The organism is Francisella salina (assembly GCF_000219045.1).
In the GTDB taxonomy this organism is placed as follows: Bacteria; Pseudomonadota; Gammaproteobacteria; order Francisellales; family Francisellaceae; genus Francisella; species Francisella salimarina.
The window spans coordinates 1-20,749 of the sequence record NC_015696.1 but is presented as its reverse complement, the minus strand read 5'-3'; the positions used below and the strand labels follow the sequence as shown (position 1 = coordinate 20,749).

Below are 20,749 nucleotides of genomic sequence, written 5' to 3'. Positions count from 1 at the left end.
TAGATTGCTGATTATTAGCTTTCTGTAAGTGTTTTTATTTTTAACTAGATATATATATTTACTATGAAAAGAAATGAAGACTTTATGTGGTCTCTTAGCCTCTTTGGTACAGCTATTGGGGCTGGCATACTTTTTTTACCAATTCAAACTGGAATTTCAGGTATTATACCAATACTTGTAGTATTAGTTTTTATTTTTCCAATGGTGTTTTTGTCTCATCGTGCATTGTGTAGGTTTGTGATATCTAACCCAAATACTGACTCTGATATTACTGCCGTAGCAGATGACTACTTTGGTAAATTCGGTGGTATTATTTTTAATATTCTGTATTTATTTGCAATATTACCGATACTGTTGATTTATAGTGTTGGTATTACAAATACTCTAGCTAGTTTTTTCAAATATCAGCTTCACTATGACATACATAATAGATTTCTTTTGAGCCTCTTTACCATACTTTCATTAGTATTTATCATCAATTTTGGTCAGAAACTAATTATTCGCGTGATGAGCTTTTTGGTTTTCCCATTCATCATAGCATTATTAGTGCTTTCACTATGGATGATTCCATACTGGGACATAAATATACTACATAATAGCTTTGAATATAATCATACTTTTTCTGGTGTTTTATTAGCTATATGGGTAATTATGCCGATACTAATATTCTCATTTAACCACTCACCAATTATTTCATCTTTAGCTGTTTATACGAAAAGTAAATATAAGCAAAATGCAGATGAAAAAGCATCGAAAATTATTGCTTTTAGTAATATATTAATGATTGTTACAGTAGTCATATTTGTATTTAGCTCAATGCTAACTCTATCTCCAGATGATTTAATAGCTGCCAAAGAAGAGAATGTTTCTATATTATCTTATCTAGCAAGTCATTTTGATAATTATTCTTTAGACTATATAGCTCCTCTGGTTGCTCTAGTTGCTATGAGTAAATCTTTTTTTGGACATTACTTAGGATCAAAAGAAGGTATAGATGGTATAGTTTGCAAAATTTCAAAAAACTCAATTAGTCAAAAAGCTATAAAACCCATTACCTTATCAGTGGTATTTTTATCATGTTGGTTAGTTGCTTACTTAAATCCAAATATATTAGATATGATATCTAGTATTGGTGGTCTTGTTTTGGCTGTAATACTATTTATTATGCCTATTTATAGTATCTATAAAATCAAATATTTAAAGCAATATAAAAATCTACTAGCTGATGGTTTCATACTTTTTATTGGTATTGTTGCATTATCTTCAGCTTGTATGCAACTTAGTTTTTCTTAAAAGAATTAAGCAAAATAATAAAATCTCTAAGTGTACGAATACCTCTTTCAATTTACATCTTTTAACAATTTGACACTACGTTTAACATCAGTTTACATACAAAAATGTATCATTCTAGTGTTAATAACTTTCATAAAACAATTAAAAAGAGAAAAGAACAAAATCATGAAAAAGAAATTTTTTCTACTAGCAGCTTGTCTATTATCTATAAATACATTTTCATCAGTACAGGCATGTAAGTTAATTCTTGGAACTCAAACAGATAGATACAAATTTTATAAAAATGAAGGCTCTGGTTTTGAAAATGTCGGCCTAGGTGTCGTTGCATTTCACCATATTATTCCTTTAAATTCAAATCAAGATAATAAAAGTGTAATGAAACTACTAAACAAAGGTTTTAAAAGCCAAAATGCTGACTATATTCAAGTAAAAAAGGATATTTTACAAAATCTTGCAAATCAATATGAAAATTTACTAGATAATGATAGAGTTAAAGATGCTGAAAGAGAAAAAATCGAAAGAGTAAAGACATACCTAGAGAAACTATCATTAAAAGAGATAGATGGCAAAAATGGAAACTGTTGGAATGATATAGATATCGATGAAGCTGATAAAAAGCTAGTAGCTAATGCTTTGGCATATATGCCTGGAATTGGATTTTTTGGGCCTGCAGGTATATCAAATGATCCAGGCTCTAAATTTGATAAACACGGAAAATACTTTATGACCGTTGACTCTTATGCATATGCAAACCAAATAGGAGATAAGCGTTTAATTAATACCCCTTCCGAAACCGAAATACTTGATGCTTTCAAAGTTATTACTACAGAATATACTGTACAGCCATACAATAAAAACTTATGGAAAGAACAACCTAATAACAAAGTTTGCTACAAAGGTGGTGGTGATGAGTGTTTAGAGCCTAATGATTAATAAGCATAGACAACTTATACCTAAGAATATTTAGTCTTTAAAAAATAGTCATAATTAATTTTACTCTTACTTAAGTTAACTTTTTTAAAATAAAAAGTTATAATGAAATTATTTTATATATTTAATTACATTTATTAATGAGAAGATTTTTTACTCTATTCTTAGTTTTTCTTTTTATTACACCTATATATTTAGTTGCTCAACCAAGAGAAAGTATAAATATTGATAAAACTGACTCCTCTTTAAATCTACTACCTAAAAAAATAATAGCAGGTTTTTTAGATATTAGGACTCCTAATTCTACATCTAGAGTTGATATCGAAAAGGCTAGAAGTGATGGTTATAATGTCATTATTATTGCTTATGGCGAGGTATACAATACTGATATTGGCTTTTACTCATCTAATTCAACTTCTATACAAACGACCATAGATAAAATAAAAGAAGCAAAAAAAACTGGAATGAAAGTTTTATTAGCTGTTGGAGGTATTCCAAATACATTTCACCCCGATATAAATAAATTAGGGAAAGACCCCATAATTCTAGGAAAGCAAGCTTCCTCTTTTGATGTTAATCTTTTGGCTAAAAACATAGTTACTTTCTTACATGAGAACGATATAGATGGTATTGTTTTTAGTTTAAGAAAATCTACATATCCAGAATTTCTTAGTCAGCTTTTATCAGATATTAAAAAACTTGATACAAATATAGTTATTTCTGTAGAGCCTCAAATCAATGATTATAAGCTTGTAACTACAGGCAAAAGCAATGATTATGATAAAGCCATAGAAAGCGGATCTATAGACTATCTTTTTATGCAAGAATACAATAACCCTCCTCAATATGATCCTGAATTTATTTCCAATAGCTATTTAGAAGTCATGAATAATACTGATATACCTTCTCAGACAAAGATTATAATATCTGAGCCAACAAATGCTATTTCGGGAGGAGCCAATACTATTTACCATCCAAAAGGTAATGCAACAATATCTCTAAACACAAAAGAAGCTGTTAAACTCATGTTACCGGAGTTTGAAAAACTTAAGTTTAAACCTAGATTTGCGGGTGTTGCTGGATGGTCTTTAAATACTGATTATGCTGCAGATTTATATGGAGACTCTTATAGTAATCCTGGAGCTTTTGCCAGATACCTTAAAGCCTGTATTTATGATAATATTTGCGCGCAAATTTATAACACAAAAAAAAGTCCTGTTATTGCTGGCTTTTTACCGTTGTGGGGTAGTAATAACTTTAATGCTCTAAATGAGTCGATGGATACTACCCCTGTGGATATAAAAATGCCCAAAAATGAAGAATACTGCGACCAAAATCCTGAAGTTTGTAAATACAACCTAATAATTGTAGCTGCTGTAACATATACAAAAAATGGTGACTTTAAGATATTGTTTAAAAATCGAAACGATAGTTCTATAGACAAGATATATAGCCCCTCAGAACTGAAAGATTTTATTAGTTATATGAAGTCAAAAGGAAAACATATTTTAGTTTCTTTTGAGGATGATAATTCAAGTATTAATTGGCAAACCGTAAATCTTGACAATTTAGTTAAGACTATTAATGAATATGGTTTTAATGGTATAAATTTTGACTTATCAGATAAGGCTATACCTAAAAACGAAAAAGATGCTCAAATTATAGCATCAAAAATAAATAAGCTAATAACAGTCCTCAAACAAAATAATAATAATCTATGGTTAACTTTTTCTCCTGAATGGGAATATATTGTTGCTCCATTAGCTAAAAGTGGTGTGGATAATATTTACAGTAATAATGCTTATATTCAGATGTTAGAAGATATTGGCATGAGTAATATAAATTATATTTTACTAGATACATTCTCTGAAGATATTTCTCTAGCTATTTTGAGCTTTTCTAAGCATAAAAATGGTCAGTTTACTAAAATTTCACCGTCTGATAGTTATGCCAAATTTATAGCTTCACTTGCTTGGGCTTTGACTACCCAAGAAGGATTTAAGGCTAATGAACCTAAATATGAGATAGATAAACCTATTAATATACCTGCTAATAAGCTGGTTTTTATGATTCCTGCTACTGAAGGTATCTCATCAAAAAGAAACATATATACACTATCAAATACAGATATAAATGAAGCAATCAATCTTATGAAAAAAAATAGAGCTTCTTTTGCTGGTTTTGCTCTTTGGAGTATGGACTTTGATGCTACTAATATCAAAGTGCTAAATTATAAACATATCCCCTGGAGTACAACTAATTTGATTGCTAATATCCATCTACCACCAATAGTTTCAACAAATATAAGCACCAGCAAGTATTTGAAGAAGGTATTTGGTCAAAATCAAAGTAATAATATGAATATTATAATATATCCAGATCAAATAGGATCATACGATGAAAACACAGTCGTCAACTTTGCAGGTAAAGTATATAGGTGCAAACCCACGTTAGATTTTAAACTTTGTAATGATGAAATATATATCCCAGGAGGACTATATGGAGATCTTGCGTGGAAAGAGCTTCAATTAAAAAAAGATAGCAATATTGGGAATAAAAGATCTTATAGACTTAAAAGTGGAGAAATACCTAATTATCCTAAAGGTATAGGAGATTATAAAACAGGTCAAATAGTTAATGTTGCTAACAAAAGATTTGAATGTCAACAACAATTATACTGTAATGATCCTTTGTACAATCCTATAGAGAAGAAAGGTTTTCTTGCTTGGAATGATGTTAGCAATACATTTTTTGACATAAATAATAATCAGGATATTACACCAGAAGGAGTAGACTATATTTATCCTAATAATATTAAAGATTATAAAGGAGGAACAATAGTGGCTGTTGGTAAAGAATTATATCGATGTAACCTTGGCATTGAGTCAAATTTATGCTCTTTAAAAGCATATAAGCCAACTGGTAAATATGGCATAGACGCTTGGACTAAAGTAAATATTTATAAATAATTTTATGTATTTCTCATTTAAGTGAAATAACAATATTTAGAGGTGATTTATGAAAAGTATTCTAATTGTTGATGATGAAAAAGAAATTTTGAATAGCCTAAGGTATATTCTTGAAAATGAAGGATATAATATTTATACAGCAGAATCTACTGTTAAAGCAGAGCGAATTATAGAGTCATTTAAAGAGATTGATTTAATATTATTAGATATTATGATGCCTGGAGAAAATGGGTTGGACTTTTGTAAAAGACTTCGTTCACGTAAAAATATTAACATTATTATTGCCTCTGCTTCTAATGATGAAATAGATCAAATTTTATCTTATGAATTTGGAGCGAAAAACTATATATCTAAGCCATTTAATAAAAAGTTATTATTAGCAAAAGTTAAGAGTATTCTTAGTGCCGATAAAGTCGAAGATTATAGGTATGTAACTTTTAATGGATTTGTTTTTGATACATTAATGAAAACTATTAAGAATGAACAAGATATTATTTATAACTTGAGTATGATTGAATATTCTATACTATCTTTACTTATTGATAATGTGTATGAGTTTGTAAATCGTGATGATCTATTTCAAGCTGTATATAACTGTCCTTATGATGGTTACAGTCGAAAAATAGATGTTGCAATAAGCAAACTAAGAAAAAAGATTGGAGATAAAGAAAAAAATATTATTGTTACTAGCTCTCAAAATGGCTATTCTTTAAATATTGAAATCCAAAAGTCAAACACTATCGGAGATATTTGTGCTAAGAGACATTAATATAGCCCCACTGGCTACAAAAAAATTAAACCATTAATGAAAGGAGCCTTTCCAAATAAGTGTGTAAATTCACCTACACAAACCTCTGAATTCTATCTTCAAATTCGATAGCGAAATAAGGCATATCCTCACTCCAGTATCTCACAGTCATAGACCATTTTTTAGTCAAATAATCTATAGCTAAATATAAAGATTTGAAAACAGAATCGTCTTTAGGAAATATTTTTTTATTTTTAATAACTTTCCTAAACTGACTATTAAGCGATTCTATCACATTAGTGGTATATAAATTACTTTACGAATTTTGGAAGGGTGTTGCAAGAATACAGTCAGATTATCCCAGTTATTTAGCCATGACTTTGAAATTAAAAGATACTTGGCATCATACTTACTTGCAAAGTTTTCAAGCTCAGCTTCGGCTATATCAATATTTTCAGCATTATATATCTTCTTCAACTCTCTTGCCGCTTCCTTCTTATCTTTGTAAGATAAATACTTTAAAGTGCTTCTAATTTGATGAACAATACAAAGCTGATGCTTTGTTTGAGGGTATGTTGCTTGTATAGCATCAGACATACACTTTAAATTATCTGTACAAGCTATAAATATATCTTGTGAACCTCTATTCTTTAATTCAGTAAAAACTCCTAGCCAATACTTACAACCTTCATTTTGACTTATCCAAAGACCTAATACATCTTTGTGACCAGTTAGCAATAGAACTAGTGCAATATATACAGCCTTATTGGTAATACGCTTATCTTCTCTGACTTTAACGACTATATAGTCAAAAAATAATACTATAGGATAAACAGACTCTAACGGTCTGTCTTGCCATGCTTTAACATCCTCTATAATAGCTTCTGTAACATCACTTAATAAAGCTTGTACATATCTTTGTATCATACAGCTCAAATAATTGCTTCTGGATATCAGTAGTACTCATACCTTTAGCATATAAAGATATGATTTTCTGGCCTAAGCCATTTATTTTTGTTACTCTTTTAGGAACTATTTGTGGCTCAAAGTCACTCTCTCTATCTCTAGGTACTAATATATCTATATTGCCAGTATCTGTAGATAGGCTTTTATTGCTATATCCATTTCAAACATTTGATTAACATCAACTCCAGAATATATTATCTAGTCTGCTAGCATTGAGTATATATCTTCTGATTTTCTATTTTTAGACATGTTTTTATCCTTAATATATTGCTAGAAATAATCTAGCATCTTAATTAAGAATTTATACAGTTAATTGAAAAGAGCCTATATTATTATTTGGTTGACAAATTTTCTAGAATTTATAAATATATCTGATCTTTCACTATTGGATATATTAACTCAGGTGAAACAAAATCTAAATTCACAATCTGAGGTTTTACTTTTACCTCTTTTATAAAACGCGGATATTCTAAAGCAAGCCTCGCATTAACATTATTAGAGAAATAAGGGATATCAAAAGAAAATAAACTTTCTTCGCCAAATCCCCCAGTGAAGGTCCAACTGACTTGAAAACCAAAATCTCTTTCAACCTCTAAGTTCAAAGAACTTGTATGGATATTTTCAATAAAACTTGAAAATATCTCGCTGTTTTCGTCTCTAGAAATATCATTACTTACTATTTGACTTTCACCCTTAAAATAACCCAAATCGCCAACATCTTTTTCTAAATCAATATCAAGATCTATTGGTTTCTTTACAGAATTTACTTTATTTGCATTGTCATTTTGAAAAACAATCATTTGTTCCAATTTTTGAGTTCCTGCAAATCCTCCATAAGTATTCCCTCTCATGTAACTAAAAGAACTAGTATATTCCTCAATCTTTTTAATCTTTTCACCTAATACAATATCTAAACCTGTGCTTTTTATTTCTTCAAAAAATTTAGGTTCTATGATAATCATAATTTTTCCTCTTGCATCTCCAACTGTTAGTCCTCCCCATATTGGAGTACTAGGAGCAAAAAGTAGATCTTTTACTTTGTGTGATTTTAGTTTATCTAAAAGAAGTTTAATTGCACTATTACCAGTATTGCTAACTCTTAAAATAATAAACTCTGTCGGATATTTTGAAATAAAATCAACGGAGCCATTAAGTATTGAATCAATATCTTCCCCAACACCTCCAATTCCAGCTGCTTTATGGAAAGTAACCAAATTATCATCCTTTTCTTGTAATCGTATATCCATAACTCGGGATCCAGACATTAGCTGACTGCCGACTCTCATTTTTTGATTGTATACATAGTTTCTAGATAAAATTGAACTCAAATATTTACCATCCACTTCTGCGTCAACTTCATTCATTCCTGCATCATGAGAGCCAGGTAGAATTAAATTACTAATCAAAGTCTCGTCATCAACTCGCGATAACCAATTTGTTAATATTTTTTTAGTTTCATTATCTATAATGCTAATATTTATAAGCTGATTAGTATTATTAACAACCATGTTAGCCTCTAAATATTCTGATACTTCTCTGTCATATATCTCAACAATCTCATTAGATGTATGAAGAGCACCATCAGTATAACTTGGTAAACGCATATATTTTTTATCTTGAGAAATCAAGTTATCAAACCCCAAGTAGCTTTTACTATCAATTTCAATATCAGAGCAAATACCTTCACCACTTTCCAAGTTTTTACTAATAGTTTTTAGATGTGTCATTTGAACAGCATCAGAGAAAATTTGTATATCTTTTAAATTCGAGCTTGTTGAATTATTAACACATAGAGAAACTTTTCTTATTTGATCATATTTTACTGCTTCACTATCTTCCTTATAAAAGCCAGCTCTATATAGCCCATCCTCACTTTTAACAACTAAAGGGTAACCATATTGAACACCTACCGTATTATAGAGAGTACTAAAATAGCTTGCTTTTCCCATAAACCTAGCTTCTATAGTACTACTCTTTTTATCTAAATCATTTGTAAGTACCATATTTTTACACTCTTCTAAAAAAGATTCTGCATCATTGTTGCTTAATAAATAACCTTGTTTTTGTTTTCCATCTTCTTTAAAATCAGTAAAAAATGTTTCAACATTTTCTTTTTTAATCACACCCACATACTCTTTATCATTTACATAACAATAAAGCTCTCCATTAATTTTTTCCGCAAATGCACTTTCTATAGACGAGATACTAATAACACCCAACACAACTGGAATTAATACTTTTTTAATCATTTTTTTATACCTGTGTAACTTATTAGATAAATGTAGTCAAAATTATAATGCATATATCTACACAAACTTGTATCTAATTGTAAAACGTTGTTATATTTTGTACTATCAAAAGATACTTGAAATACCACCTTTTACTTTTAATAAATTATTAAAGATAATTATGAATATATAGAATTGTTAAGAGACATTAATACAGTTCCACAGTGCGCAGATACAAATACTGCCCCACTGGCTACAAAAAATATTAGCATTATTATTGCCTCTGCTTCTAATGATGGTTACAGTCGAAAAATAGATGTTACAATAAGCAAACTAAGAAAAAAGATTGGAGATATTTGATTATATTTTATTAAATTTAATAGAAACTTTTAAACCCTTAGGCTCATTATTATTTACTTCAATTTGAGCATTATTTATATCAAGTACCTTTTTTACTATAGATAATCCTAGCCCTGTACCTGGCACCATACTGTTTCTGGCAATATTTGACCTAAAAAAAGGAGTAAACACTTTTTTTAGGTCATTCTCTGAAATTCCAGGACCATTATCTACAAAAGAAACTTGTATAACTTTTTTATCATATTCAATAATAGAAATACTTACAGAACCTGCATATTTAAAGGCATTTTCTATAATATTTACAAAGGCCCTCTTTATAGCTTGGTTTTGTATATATACAATACCATGTTCTATCGATGAAAAAAATGTTATAGGGTAACCAAGCATATTATAATCATCATACAAGCATTCTGTAAAATCTACAATATCAATTTTTGATAACTTCTCTTTATTATTGTCTCTCCTATTATATGTAGCAATTTGTGAAAAAAGATACTCTATATCATTAAAATAGCTAATAATCATAGGGTTACTTGTATCTCCATTTTCTATTAAAAGTTTTGCTTTTGTTAGAGGAGTTTTTAGATCATGAGATATTGCATTTAGGGTAAACCGTGTGTTTTTTATTTCTTTTTTTAATGAAATAATTATTTTAAAAATAGTTTTGGGTATTAATTTAAGATTCCTTGGAGTAAATATATAAAATTCCTTTATATCATTTTTTGTTATTTTAAATAATACTCTTTTAAATCGCATAAGGTTAATTAATAAGAGCTGGCTATATATGATATATATAGGAAAAAATATTGAGATTATCAGAGATAAACATAGTGAGATATAGTACAAATAAAATTTAGACTTACTTTCAATATGTAAATTAAAACAAGTTTCATACCCCTTATAACAAACAGAGATATTTTTTATTACTTTTTTATTTTCTATACTATTTTCTATATTTTTTCTACGAGCTTCATGATGAGAACTTGGATTATTAATTTTTATAACTAAGTTATAAACTGGTTTTTTTGTTATTGTATACTCAATATTTGCAGAGCTTTTACTTAATGTAGTTTTTTTATTAAAATCAATGCTTTTATTTTCTAAATCATTATAAAATGTATAACTTAAATCAGTAACTATATTTATAGGTTTATATATCTGAGTCTCAGAATAGTACAGATATGATACATATATAAAAATCAAGTTAACTAAAGTAATTAAAACAAGAACTAGAGATAGCACAATAGACAGGAGCTTTTTATTCTTAAAAAACAAAGTAAATACTCATTTTTTTTTCAATATTTTATAATATTTAATCCCAAAGTTCATTATCATCTAGCTCAATGATCTGATTTTCAAGATCACCAATATCTTCTTCAGAATGCTTTTGTTGTAGAGAATACTTTTTACCACTATTTAAAGTCTTTAAAAGATTACCATAATCATTAGAATCTAGTTTTTTGTAATCTATTCCATTAATAATAGCATCTATCCAAATTGCTACATATCTACCACAATCTGTTTGAAGAGGAGCCTAAATATTCAAATTCTCTATAGATGTTTCAACATGATACTCACTTTCTAAAAGTGTAAAATCATCTTCTTCCACTGTTTCTTTAATATATGCTATAGATGTAGGGTTAGTTGTAAGTTCGTGGCTTATTCTATTTAATAGTTCACTATCAGACTTATTAGCAGCTTGACTCATCAAAGAGTCAACTATTTTAAGATCTATTTTATTATCCACTCTATCAATATCTACTATTAATAAAACAGCATGCTGGACTCCGTTTGATGCTTCAACTGATGCTGTATATAAAAGTTTTATATTTTGCTTAGTGGCATACATATGTGAAAACTTTGTAATATCATTAACTATTTTATCTTCTCCATAATAAGTTGCTAAAGCTTGCTCATTATCACTATAAACAATTACTTCATCACCTAAGTCAACAACTCCATTATTTTGATGCTCTTTAATCAAATTTGTTATATAGTTTGATGTATTATTAGGGTCTGTACCATTAAGTCCTCCAACTGTTTGCCCACTTAAAGGATTAACAAAACCCTGTGCGTAGTTTTTTACTCCAAAAACAGCCTTATTTAAGACACTCATCGTTGATCTATTATTAATCTCAGTCTTATTTTCTTTGAGATACTTATCAACACTCAATATTTCCTTATTAGTACCATCAGATGCTTTGAAAGCACTCCTAATATATTCTGGTTTTGATTTACTGCCATCTAAAGTAACTATTGGATAACCATATTGTTTACCAAAGAAAGAACCTAAATAAGTATTATCTAAACGAGCCTCAATAGAAACTCCCTCTAAGATATTAAACTTAGAGTCAGACTCTTCACATTTCTTTAATAAGTAGTCTGCTTCTTTCTTAGAAACAAGATAACCCTGCTTTTTAACTCCTGATTCTGTAAATTCCACTAGCTTAGGGTTTATTTTTTCTTTATGCGGCTTACCTGTATATTCACCATTTACATAACAATATAGATTAGCAGCAAATATTGATGTTGGAACAAAAGCTAAGCCACACATTGCTGAGATAGCAGAGAATTTTAAAATTGTTTTTTTCATAATATTTTTCCTAATTTAATAACGTTTTATTGTAAGAGTGTAAATAGATTATATTTTTTCTATTGAAAATAGGTGTTAATGTTTGTTAAATTTTGTAAATCTATTAATATAACCAATGAGTTATCTTGTTTTTTTAAAAGCATATTCTTTATATAATTAAATAAAACGTCTTGTAATATATATTTGACATTTATCATAATAAAGTATAAATTGTATCCACCCAAATGGGGGCGAATATGGTTTCGACATGAATGTCAAAATCTAAGGTGCATGTCGAGGAAGTACCGTAACCTCGTTAATAACAGTACAAATGCCAATAATAACTGGCAACAAAAAAGCAAACCGCGTAGCGGCTAACGACAGCAACTTTGCTGCTGTTGCTAAAGCTGCCTAGTCTAGCTTAATAACCTAGAGACGCACGGATATGATAGTCTTTCTTATGACACTATCTTTACATCCGTTCATATTCCGCATAAGACGGTCTTTGCTTTTTGTCTGGGAGTTAAGGCTGTATTTAACAGACTCGCTAACTATTACCCTGGCTAGTTGGGGAATAGCTAAGCTAAACTCAAATAGATTAGCCTAAGCATGTAGATCCAAAGATGGAGAGTTTGTGGACGCGGGTTCAAGTCCCGCCGCCTCCACCAGTTGCATTCAAAAATTTTTTGAATAATAACTTTTAAATAGTTATCATTTAGCTATAGATATTTAGGTATAGATATATCATGAAAAAAGCACTAATCACTACTCTTATAATTGTGTTCTTAAGTAGCTGTACCTTAACGAATCGCGGAGATGTAACTTCTAGCACAACACCTCTTGTTCAAAGACAATACAAATCATTACTTACAAATAAAACCCAAGGTAATAAAGACTTCTTTAATTTCTCTGAATATAATATTGACTAATCTTGGTCTTTATAAGCATTAAAAAACTGTTGTGATTGCTTGGATACTTGTTGCTTATTTTCATTATTATTTTGGTTAGTATTCTGATTTGAATTTTGGATATTTTGTTGCATAAGCTCTAAATTTTTTGCATCTATTGAATTAAATGACAATACAATTATAAAAGTAATCAAAAATTTTTTCATATGGATATTTTCTTATAAAACTATTTAGTAATAACTCTAACTAAGAAAATGTAAACATGCAACGAACATTTTTTACAATAAAAAGTTTATGCTTTGTGAAAATATTTTATAGAATAGTCATCAATTATGAATTTAAAATATTTATAAAAATGATTAAAAAATATTCTTTACTATTTGCTATAGGACTTATTTGGGGCTCACAATTCATCTTTCAAAAAGAAGCTATCGAACATTTCCCACCAATTTTGATTGCTTTTGCTAGATCATTTATTGGTTGTTTGATTCTTTGTTTTGTTTGTTATTTTTTAGGTTTAAAATCTAAATCATTCAAAAAAGATTTTGCTATTTACTCCTTAATAGCTTTTCTTGAAGCTACAATGCCTTTTATGCTAATACCATGGGGACAAAAATTCACTAGTCCATCGATTACTGCTATTCTGACTGGAACAGTGCCATTTTTTGTTGTTTTGCTTGGACCATTTGTAGTTAATTCTAGAATAACTTTTGCTAATATTTTAAGTATTTCAGTCGGATTTATTGGTTTATTAATATTATTTTATCCAAATTTAGTAGCTGACAATCATTCAATAAATATATATGGGATATTAGCAATACTATTAGCAACTACATCCTTTGCGCTAGCTTTATTGCTTTTAAGTAAATCTTGTTTCCACGATAATCCTATTATTGTTTCAAGAAATATTCTTATTGCTTCAACTTTACAGTTATCTATCTTACTGATTATATTTAAGCCAAGCTATGCCAGCATTCATTCTTCTACTTTTGCACTATCTTCTTTAGTATATTTAGGTATATTTTGTGCTGGTATTGTATATTTTCTTTATGCTTCTTTGATAAAAGTCGCTGGTCCAGTTTTTACCTCTTTTACTAACTACTTAGTACCTTTGTTTGGAGTTATCTTTGGTATATTAATCAACCATGATCCTTCTAACATAACTGTTTGGATATCTTTAATTATCATCCTATCTGCTGTTAGCCTTAACTATATAACTAAACACTAATCATTATTTATGATTTATTATTTTCTATGCTAGATCACTACTTCTTTGATAAAATATAAATGCCATTAAAAATCTTAGGAGAATAGAAATGAAATGTCCATTTAAAGAAAATGATTCTTGCTGTAAGCAATTTTGGTTTTGTGCGTTAGCTGTCTTTTTAACGGTATTAGGAGTTGCTGTCGCATTGAAAATTATAACGCTAATTTTATGTATATTTCCTGGTTCTGTACACGAAAATACATGGCTTGTAGTTATATCTATCGTTTTAGTACTATTTGCCGCTAAATACCATAAAAAAGGCCACTGTGGCTGTGGTCCTAAATGTGACTGTCCTTGTAACAAAAATCAAGCTAGTAAATGTTGTGATTCAAATAAGGAAAACTCTGCTGAATAAATCTTCGGAGATCTATTTTTCATAACTGATTACTATATTTATGTCTTATAATATCTATATATTCAAATTCTTTTTTCTAAAATTTAGATAATGCAGCATTTAGAACAAAACTGTAAATTAACATTACACGAGAGTCTAGAAGAATATAATAAAAATTACTCTTTCCTAAACTCAAATGATGGACATGATGAAGCTAGCAAATGGTTTAGAAATCATGATATCACACATATTTTATTTGGAACTATTCCTTTTGAAATTAGAGGTGAAGCTATAAATGACACTTGGACTTTAGTAGGTACTAATGTCACTCTCAAAGGTTATAAAAAGTTTCTTAGATATGTTGATTATAAAACTGTTATAAATAGTTATAAAAGAAAGTATAAGTATACTGTCATCATTTATTTAGTGACACTTAGCAATATCCCTATATGTTTATTAACTATATTTAGAGCTTATAAAATGTCAAAAAAATGGAATTGGTATAATTATGATGAATATCTAAATATACCTCTTTCAGAAATTAGAAAAGAGTTTAATATAAAGGTTATAAAGCCTTAATTTTTAATGTTTGTATAACTTTTTTGATTTATCAATAAAACGTATAAAATAGCAGATATAACTACAAATACTAGCGTAAATAAGTTATAAGAAGATATATTTTCATATATATATCCAAATACTAATTCAGATACTAAGTATGCAAAAATAACCCATGATGAAGCAAAAGCTTTTGTGATTCTAGAAATATCTCCTTTGCTATCTATATATGCGTATATTAAGAAAAACACTATATGCAGAACTAATGCAACAACTAAGTTAAGCATTCCTGCAATCATCAACAAATATGTCAAAAACATATATACTAAAAAAGCTATAGTTCTAGAAAAAGGTAGATAACTCAAAGGTAAAGGATCAGCCTTGTTTGCTTTGATTTTTGCGTATGCAATAGGTAGAGCTATACATGATACTAATATAAAAGTCGTTGTTAAAGAAGCTATCATCTGCCAGTTTCTAAAGAAAAATATCAAAATCAAAGAGCATATAAATGAAAAAATTAATGAAGTACGCGAAACGTTTACACCCTCAGTTACTCTAGCAAAATAACCAGGCATTTGTTTTGCCTTTGACATTTCATTTAGCATACGCGTACTAGCACCTAGATAGATAATACCTGTTCCTGATGGGCTAATAAGAGCATCTGCATAAAGTACCAAAGCTAAAGCATTTAAGCCTAATATTCCTGTTAATTGAGCTAAAGGAGATTCAAAATTTAAGCCACCCCAACCATTCTCTAGCATTTTCTCAGGTACACCACCAATAAATGATATTTGTAATAATAAATATATAAATAATACTATCAATACACTACTGACTAATGCTATTGGAATATTTTTTCTAGGATTATCTAGCTCTGCTGAGAAACTAGCTGCCATCTGAAACCCAAAGAATGAATAAAATATACCACAAGTAACAATAGCATTAAAAATACCACTAACTCCATCTGGCATAAATTTAACATTTTCACCACCAAAATTACTTGAATGAAATGCTGCTATCATTATTATCACCGATGTAGCTATGGGTATGATTATCTTTAGAGATGTCAATGAGTTATTGATTTTTGATAGAGATTTGATACCCCAATAATTTATCAATGTATACAATAGCATAAATACTGCAACTACCAAAACACCTACAAAAGTAAGTTCTCCATTGCTAAATACATAAGGAGTAATTGGCTCATATATAGAAGAAATATATTGTGTTGTAGCCATAGCTTCTGACGGTACAATTATAAGCCCTAGCATCCAGTTTGATAACCCTGTTACAAAACCAAAATGCTGATTATGCGATATAGTTACTAATCGCGTAAATAATCCATTTGTAGGATATTTCACAGCTAGTTCTGATAATAAGAAAGCCATTAAAAGAACTACAAAAGCTCCTATAATCCATGAGAAAATTGATGCTGCTCCAGCTGCTTGTGATGCATAATAAGAAGCATATAGCCATCCACTACCAAGCATAGTACCAACGCTTAATGCTATAGCAGTAAATAAGCTAGGTTTTTTTGTATTTTTCATAATTTTATTTCACCTATTTTTTAAGATTTGTATTCAAAAACAAATATATTATTCTTAATAAATAGATTTTAATCAATAAAATTATCTGCTAGGATAAAAATTGACTAATATATTAAAAATACCATAAAATGGTCGTTTTTGATAAATAGTAATCAACATGAAATATAAATTATTTTTAGTTACTTTTATAACACTTTTTTTTAATACTTCTTATGCAACTAATATTTTATTTTTAAGCTATGATTACGGCGATGCAAATGCTTTTAAAGAATTAATGCCTGAATTATCTAATAGAAAAATAAATTATGAAATTATAGCTATTGGAAAATCTAGAGATAAGTTCAAAGATAATCTAATAAAAAATGTTAATTGTTTAAGAGAGTTTGATAATGATTATTTAATAAAAGATAGATCTAATCTAATAAGTAAAAATAATATAGTCTGCCTAAAAAATAGCTTAAAATATAAGCCTGATATTATAATTAGTGGTATGTCTAGTGGCTCGCTAGCAGCAATACTTAATAGCTTTGATGATGTTAAAAAAGTTGCTTATTATGATAACTTTGATCCATATCCAAAAAATGATCCTAATTATTATACATCCAGCTTTATAAATACTCTTAAAAATAAATCTCTAGACAAATTATTTATTGTTGCAGAAAAAACAAAGAATTCATTCAAACAAAAAATTGATATATCTACGAAAGATATTATAGTCGTGGGTAATCCCTCCCTTATAGAGTGGCAAAAAACAAATAAAAAATGTCCATCAAAAAAAAGTTTAATAGAATATTTAAATATTGATTATAAGAAGAATTTTATTGTTTTTGCGGGAGATACTACTGAAGATTATAAAGAGTCTTTTTATAATTTTGCTGAAGCTATAAAAAATATGCCTAATTATATAGCTATAGTAAGCTATCACCCTAAAACGAATGGTGAATTTGAAAAAAATATAAAGAATATTTTAGATATTAAAAATATGGTAATTGCTGATACTGATTCAAAAAACCCATCCACTATATGCTTATCAACTTTAAGTAATATTTTTATAGTACATAAATCTTCTATGGGTTCACAAGCTTTAAGTGCTTCAAAAAATGTTATTTTTATTGCTAAAAATACATATAAGAATAGTGCTATTGATTACGGCTTAGCTGATTTAGTTTATTTCCCCAAAGATATAATTAAAAGTATAAAAAAAACTATAATAAAGATACTGATGACAACTTCTATATTACTTATGGAATCCCTAAAGACTCTATAAAAAGCTTTATTAATTCAATTTTAGATACTACTAAATAATTTAAATTTTCATTGGCATTATGATGAACAAGCTATTATCTTTTTCATCCTTAACTAAAGCGCTCATATTAGGATTATCAAGATAAATAGTCATAGTTTCTTCACTTAGAACATTTATAATATCTAGAAGATACTTGTAATTAAAGCATATTTCCATATCATTATAATTATATTGAACTTCTACTTTATCTTCTGCTTTTTCATTATCAGGGTTATTTGCAGATAAAAGCACTTGTCCTTGAGATATATTCAAACGTACACCTTTGTATTTATCATTAGCTAAGATAGATGTTCTTAACAATGAATTTTTCAAAACTTGCTTATCTACAGCAAGAAGCTTAGTGTTATTTTTAGGAATTACTTTTTGATAATCTGGATAACGACCATCTATAAGTTTTGATATAAATGCATAATTACCAAATTCTGCTTTCAGATAGTTCTTACCTAAACATATTTTGATATTTTCTTCTGTTTTACCAACTATCTTTTTAAGCTCTAAAATAGCCTTTTTAGGAATTATCGATTGAGAGTCACTATCTAAAACTTTACTATCTACTATAGACTCTGTAATAGACATTCTGTGTCCATCTGTAGATACTGCTCTTAATAGATTTGAGTTAATTTCCCAAAACATCCCATTTAAGAAATATCTAGTATCATCATTAGCCATAGAAAAATCTACTTTTGAGATAATGTGATGAAAGTCTTGTTGAGAAAGATCAAAGCTTGCTTGCTCATTAATATTACTGTCAATTAAAGGATAATTATCAGCATTTAGTGATATAAGGTTAAATGTACTATTATTAGAAATAATTGTAACTTTATTATCATCGATTCTAAAGTCGATCATAGAGTTATCATTTAAACTTCTAACAATATTGTATATTTTGTCAGCATTCAACGCTAATTTTATGTTTGTATTACAACTAACAGCTATATTACATGATATTTCTGTATCAAGATCTGAAGCAGTAATTTTAAGATTATTGTTATCTATATCAAACAATATGCATGATAATAAAGGCATTGTACTTTTACTATTAGCCACTGATAACATTGACTGTAAAGGCTTTAGTAAGTCATCTCTATTTAGTACAAAATTCATTTTTAAAAACCCCTTTGATAATAGTTCCTATTTTTATTTAACGAGAAATCTTGTCTAAAAGCAACTCATAATCATCAGATATTGAAGTATTGCTTTGTCTTAATTTAGTTATAGCTTTGACTGCGTGCATAACAGTAGTGTGATCTCTACCTCCAAAAGCATTACCAATTTCTGGTAAACTATGAGATGTTAGTTCACGTGCTAAACTCATTGCTATTTGTCTTGGTCTAGCTATATTTCTACTTCTTTGATTAGAAGTTAAGTCTTTTACCCTTATTCTATAAAAATCAGCAACCACTTTTTGGATATTATCTATTTTCACTTTCTTTTCTTGTATTTTTATAACATCTCTTAAGCAAGCTTGTGCCACTTCTATAGTAGGATCTTTATGATTAAATTTAGAAGTCGTAAGTACTCTATTTAAAGCACCTTCTAACTCTCTAACATTCGTACGTACATTCTCAGCAATAAATGCTGCTGTTTCATTAGGTAGTTTTTGACCTAAATCATGTGCTTTTTTAAGCAAAATAGCTATTCTAGTTTCTAAATCTGGCATATCTACAGAAACTGTTAGACCATATCCAAAACGTGAAACTAATCTTTCTTCCAAACCTTCTATTTCATTTGGATACTTATCACTAGTCAAAATAATCTGTTTGCCACTCTCATATAATGCATTGAAAGTATGGAAAAACTCTTGAGCGGTACCTTCCTTACCTGCTATGAACTGAATATCATCTATAAGAAGAATATCTGCAGATCTATACACTCTCTGAAACTCATCTTGATCTTGTAATCTAATTGAATTTACATAATCTTTAATAAATTGTTCAGAGTTTGTGTATATGATTCGAGCATTTGGATTAACCTCTTTAGCATGATTACCAATAGCCTGCATCAAGTGAGTTTTACCAAGTCCACTGCCACCATATATAAATAATGGGTTATGCAATTTACCAGGATTAATAGATACTTGCATAGCTGCTGCTCTAGCTATTTTGTTTGCATCACCAACGACAAAATTATCAAAAACATATTTTTCTTTTAATGGTAAACCAAAAGAATATTCTTGATCATCTTTATCCGTGATAAGCATCGCTTCATCAAAACCAAATAATTCTTGGGAGGCAGATTTTTTGGAAGATAATTTCTTTTGATTCTTTTTAAGCTCTTGGTTTGAACTAACTTCTTCAGAATCATCTTTTATTTCAACACTTTTTTGATTGAAAAAATTAGCTTGAGGGCCTACTGAAGTAACTCCAGAAGAATTTTCACCAGAAAATTTTTTATTAGAATATTCTATAAGCAAATCACCACTATGGAACTCTTCTATTGTTGATAAAATAAGTGCTCCATACTTAGATTTTATATGTTTTTTAAAATATTCATTATTACAATAAATTGTGAATAAGTTACTATTTTGCTCTACATGAATAGGTTTAATCCACGTTTTGTATTCAAACGTAGAAAGGTTTTTTTTTATTTTTTTTAAACACTTATTCCATGTAGTCATAACAAAAAAATGTCCCAATAACCTTTAATTTATAAAGGATAACCAATAGTAGGCATAATAGATTAATTGAATGTGTTAGATTTTATTGCAATAAAAAAAAATAAGCAAACATAATTACTCAGACCTGTGGATAATTATGTTAATTA

General features: G+C 28.6%; 16 protein-coding genes, 1 other RNA gene and 1 pseudogene. 10 read left to right on the top strand and 8 right to left on the bottom strand.

From position 1 onward, the window contains the following. Positions 1–63 precede the first annotated feature (63 nt). The 4 genes from F7308_RS00090 to F7308_RS00075 all read left to right on the top strand — a co-directional run bounded on the left by F7308_RS00090 (position 64) and on the right by F7308_RS00075 (position 5,961). A complete protein-coding gene (locus F7308_RS00090; protein ID WP_041263562.1) occupies positions 64–1,293 on the top strand; it encodes an aromatic amino acid transport family protein in 1,230 nt (409 codons plus the stop codon). A gap of 165 nt (positions 1,294–1,458) precedes the next feature. Next, positions 1,459–2,226: a hypothetical protein gene (locus F7308_RS00085; RefSeq protein WP_013921809.1), complete on the top strand. Its 768-nt coding sequence runs from the start codon at positions 1,459–1,461 to the stop codon at positions 2,224–2,226. A 137-nt stretch (positions 2,227–2,363) separates the two neighbouring features. Beyond that, on the top strand, positions 2,364–5,192 hold the full coding sequence (locus tag F7308_RS00080; protein ID WP_013921808.1) for a glycosyl hydrolase family 18 protein: 2,829 nt from the start codon (positions 2,364–2,366) through the stop codon (positions 5,190–5,192). Between the two features lie 49 nt (positions 5,193–5,241). Further along, entirely contained in the window at positions 5,242–5,961 is a 720-nt protein-coding gene (locus F7308_RS00075) for a response regulator transcription factor (RefSeq protein WP_013921807.1), read from the top strand. A 73-nt stretch (positions 5,962–6,034) separates the two neighbouring features. Here F7308_RS00075 and F7308_RS10505 read toward each other — a convergent pair. The 4 genes and pseudogenes from F7308_RS10505 to F7308_RS09865 all read right to left on the bottom strand — a co-directional run bounded on the left by F7308_RS10505 (position 6,035) and on the right by F7308_RS09865 (position 12,087). Then, positions 6,035–7,104: pseudogene (locus tag F7308_RS10505) on the bottom strand (IS256 family transposase). Positions 7,105–7,265: 161 nt separating this feature from the next. Then, positions 7,266–9,155: a PI-PLC domain-containing protein gene (locus F7308_RS00065; RefSeq protein ID WP_013921803.1), complete on the bottom strand. Its 1,890-nt coding sequence runs from the start codon at positions 9,153–9,155 to the stop codon at positions 7,266–7,268. Positions 9,156–9,494: 339 nt separating this feature from the next. Continuing rightward, positions 9,495–10,736: a sensor histidine kinase gene (locus F7308_RS00060; RefSeq protein ID WP_232215351.1), complete on the bottom strand. Its 1,242-nt coding sequence runs from the start codon at positions 10,734–10,736 to the stop codon at positions 9,495–9,497. A gap of 292 nt (positions 10,737–11,028) precedes the next feature. After that, on the bottom strand, positions 11,029–12,087 hold the full coding sequence (locus tag F7308_RS09865; RefSeq protein WP_013921801.1) for a hypothetical protein: 1,059 nt from the start codon (positions 12,085–12,087) through the stop codon (positions 11,029–11,031). A gap of 226 nt (positions 12,088–12,313) precedes the next feature. Here F7308_RS09865 and ssrA point away from each other — a divergent pair. Beyond that, positions 12,314–12,734: a transfer-messenger RNA gene (ssrA, locus tag F7308_RS09950) on the top strand. Positions 12,735–12,812: 78 nt separating this feature from the next. Then, a complete protein-coding gene (locus tag F7308_RS00045) occupies positions 12,813–12,995 on the top strand; it encodes a hypothetical protein (protein WP_013921800.1) in 183 nt (60 codons plus the stop codon). Here F7308_RS00045 and F7308_RS00040 read toward each other — a convergent pair. Continuing rightward, positions 12,992–13,180, bottom strand: coding sequence for a hypothetical protein (locus tag F7308_RS00040; protein ID WP_013921799.1), 189 nt, complete (start codon positions 13,178–13,180; stop codon positions 12,992–12,994). The two genes, F7308_RS00045 and F7308_RS00040, sit on opposite strands and share 4 nt — an antisense overlap. A gap of 149 nt (positions 13,181–13,329) precedes the next feature. On the opposite strand from F7308_RS00040, the gene F7308_RS00035 reads away from it, so the two are divergent. The 3 genes from F7308_RS00035 (at position 13,330) to F7308_RS00025 (ending at position 15,154) form a co-directional block, all read left to right on the top strand. Further along, positions 13,330–14,202, top strand: a complete 873-nt coding sequence (locus F7308_RS00035) for a DMT family transporter (protein ID WP_013921798.1) — start codon at positions 13,330–13,332, stop codon at positions 14,200–14,202. 88 nt (positions 14,203–14,290) lie between these two features. Then, positions 14,291–14,596, top strand: coding sequence for a hypothetical protein (locus tag F7308_RS00030; RefSeq protein ID WP_004286827.1), 306 nt, complete (start codon positions 14,291–14,293; stop codon positions 14,594–14,596). Positions 14,597–14,686: 90 nt separating this feature from the next. Further along, positions 14,687–15,154 carry a hypothetical protein gene (locus F7308_RS00025; protein ID WP_013921797.1) on the top strand — a complete coding sequence of 156 codons (468 nt, stop codon included), beginning with the start codon at positions 14,687–14,689 and terminating at the stop codon, positions 15,152–15,154. Here F7308_RS00025 and F7308_RS00020 read toward each other — a convergent pair. Continuing rightward, a complete protein-coding gene (locus tag F7308_RS00020) occupies positions 15,151–16,680 on the bottom strand; it encodes an APC family permease (RefSeq protein WP_013921796.1) in 1,530 nt (509 codons plus the stop codon). The genes F7308_RS00025 and F7308_RS00020 overlap by 4 nt on opposite strands. Positions 16,681–16,837: 157 nt before the next feature. Between F7308_RS00020 and F7308_RS00015 the strand changes: the two genes are divergently transcribed. Beyond that, entirely contained in the window at positions 16,838–17,947 is a 1,110-nt protein-coding gene (locus tag F7308_RS00015; protein ID WP_013921795.1) for a glycosyltransferase family protein, read from the top strand. 39 nt (positions 17,948–17,986) lie between these two features. Here F7308_RS00015 and dnaN read toward each other — a convergent pair whose 3' ends face one another. Together dnaN and dnaA are read right to left on the bottom strand one after the other, a co-directional pair. Next, on the bottom strand, positions 17,987–19,090 hold the full coding sequence (dnaN, locus tag F7308_RS00010) for a DNA polymerase III subunit beta (protein WP_013921794.1): 1,104 nt from the start codon (positions 19,088–19,090) through the stop codon (positions 17,987–17,989). Positions 19,091–19,127: 37 nt separating this feature from the next. Next, complete coding sequence (gene dnaA / locus F7308_RS00005; protein ID WP_013921793.1) at positions 19,128–20,603, bottom strand: chromosomal replication initiator protein DnaA; 1,476 nt, start codon at positions 20,601–20,603, stop codon at positions 19,128–19,130. Positions 20,604–20,749: the final 146 nt, after the last annotated feature.

What these genes read in the sequence shown, in the direction of transcription:
- F7308_RS00020 (WP_013921796.1), bottom strand. Translation starts at nt 16,680, where the DNA reads ATGAAAAATACAAAAAAACCTAGCTTATTTACTGCTATAGCATTAAGC.
- dnaA (WP_013921793.1), bottom strand. Translation starts at nt 20,603, where the DNA reads ATGACTACATGGAATAAGTGTTTAAAAAAAATAAAAAAAAACCTTTCT.
- F7308_RS00030 (WP_004286827.1), top strand. Translation starts at nt 14,291, where the DNA reads ATGAAATGTCCATTTAAAGAAAATGATTCTTGCTGTAAGCAATTTTGG.
- F7308_RS00045 (WP_013921800.1), top strand. Translation starts at nt 12,813, where the DNA reads ATGAAAAAAGCACTAATCACTACTCTTATAATTGTGTTCTTAAGTAGC.
- F7308_RS00025 (WP_013921797.1), top strand. Translation starts at nt 14,687, where the DNA reads ATGCAGCATTTAGAACAAAACTGTAAATTAACATTACACGAGAGTCTA.
- F7308_RS00015 (WP_013921795.1), top strand. Translation starts at nt 16,838, where the DNA reads ATGAAATATAAATTATTTTTAGTTACTTTTATAACACTTTTTTTTAAT.
- F7308_RS00035 (WP_013921798.1), top strand. Translation starts at nt 13,330, where the DNA reads ATGATTAAAAAATATTCTTTACTATTTGCTATAGGACTTATTTGGGGC.
- dnaN (WP_013921794.1), bottom strand. Translation starts at nt 19,090, where the DNA reads ATGAATTTTGTACTAAATAGAGATGACTTACTAAAGCCTTTACAGTCA.
- F7308_RS00090 (WP_041263562.1), top strand. Translation starts at nt 64, where the DNA reads ATGAAAAGAAATGAAGACTTTATGTGGTCTCTTAGCCTCTTTGGTACA.
- F7308_RS09865 (WP_013921801.1), bottom strand. Translation starts at nt 12,087, where the DNA reads ATGAAAAAAACAATTTTAAAATTCTCTGCTATCTCAGCAATGTGTGGC.
- F7308_RS00080 (WP_013921808.1), top strand. Translation starts at nt 2,364, where the DNA reads ATGAGAAGATTTTTTACTCTATTCTTAGTTTTTCTTTTTATTACACCT.
- F7308_RS00040 (WP_013921799.1), bottom strand. Translation starts at nt 13,180, where the DNA reads ATGAAAAAATTTTTGATTACTTTTATAATTGTATTGTCATTTAATTCA.
- F7308_RS00065 (WP_013921803.1), bottom strand. Translation starts at nt 9,155, where the DNA reads ATGATTAAAAAAGTATTAATTCCAGTTGTGTTGGGTGTTATTAGTATC.
- F7308_RS00075 (WP_013921807.1), top strand. Translation starts at nt 5,242, where the DNA reads ATGAAAAGTATTCTAATTGTTGATGATGAAAAAGAAATTTTGAATAGC.
- F7308_RS00085 (WP_013921809.1), top strand. Translation starts at nt 1,459, where the DNA reads ATGAAAAAGAAATTTTTTCTACTAGCAGCTTGTCTATTATCTATAAAT.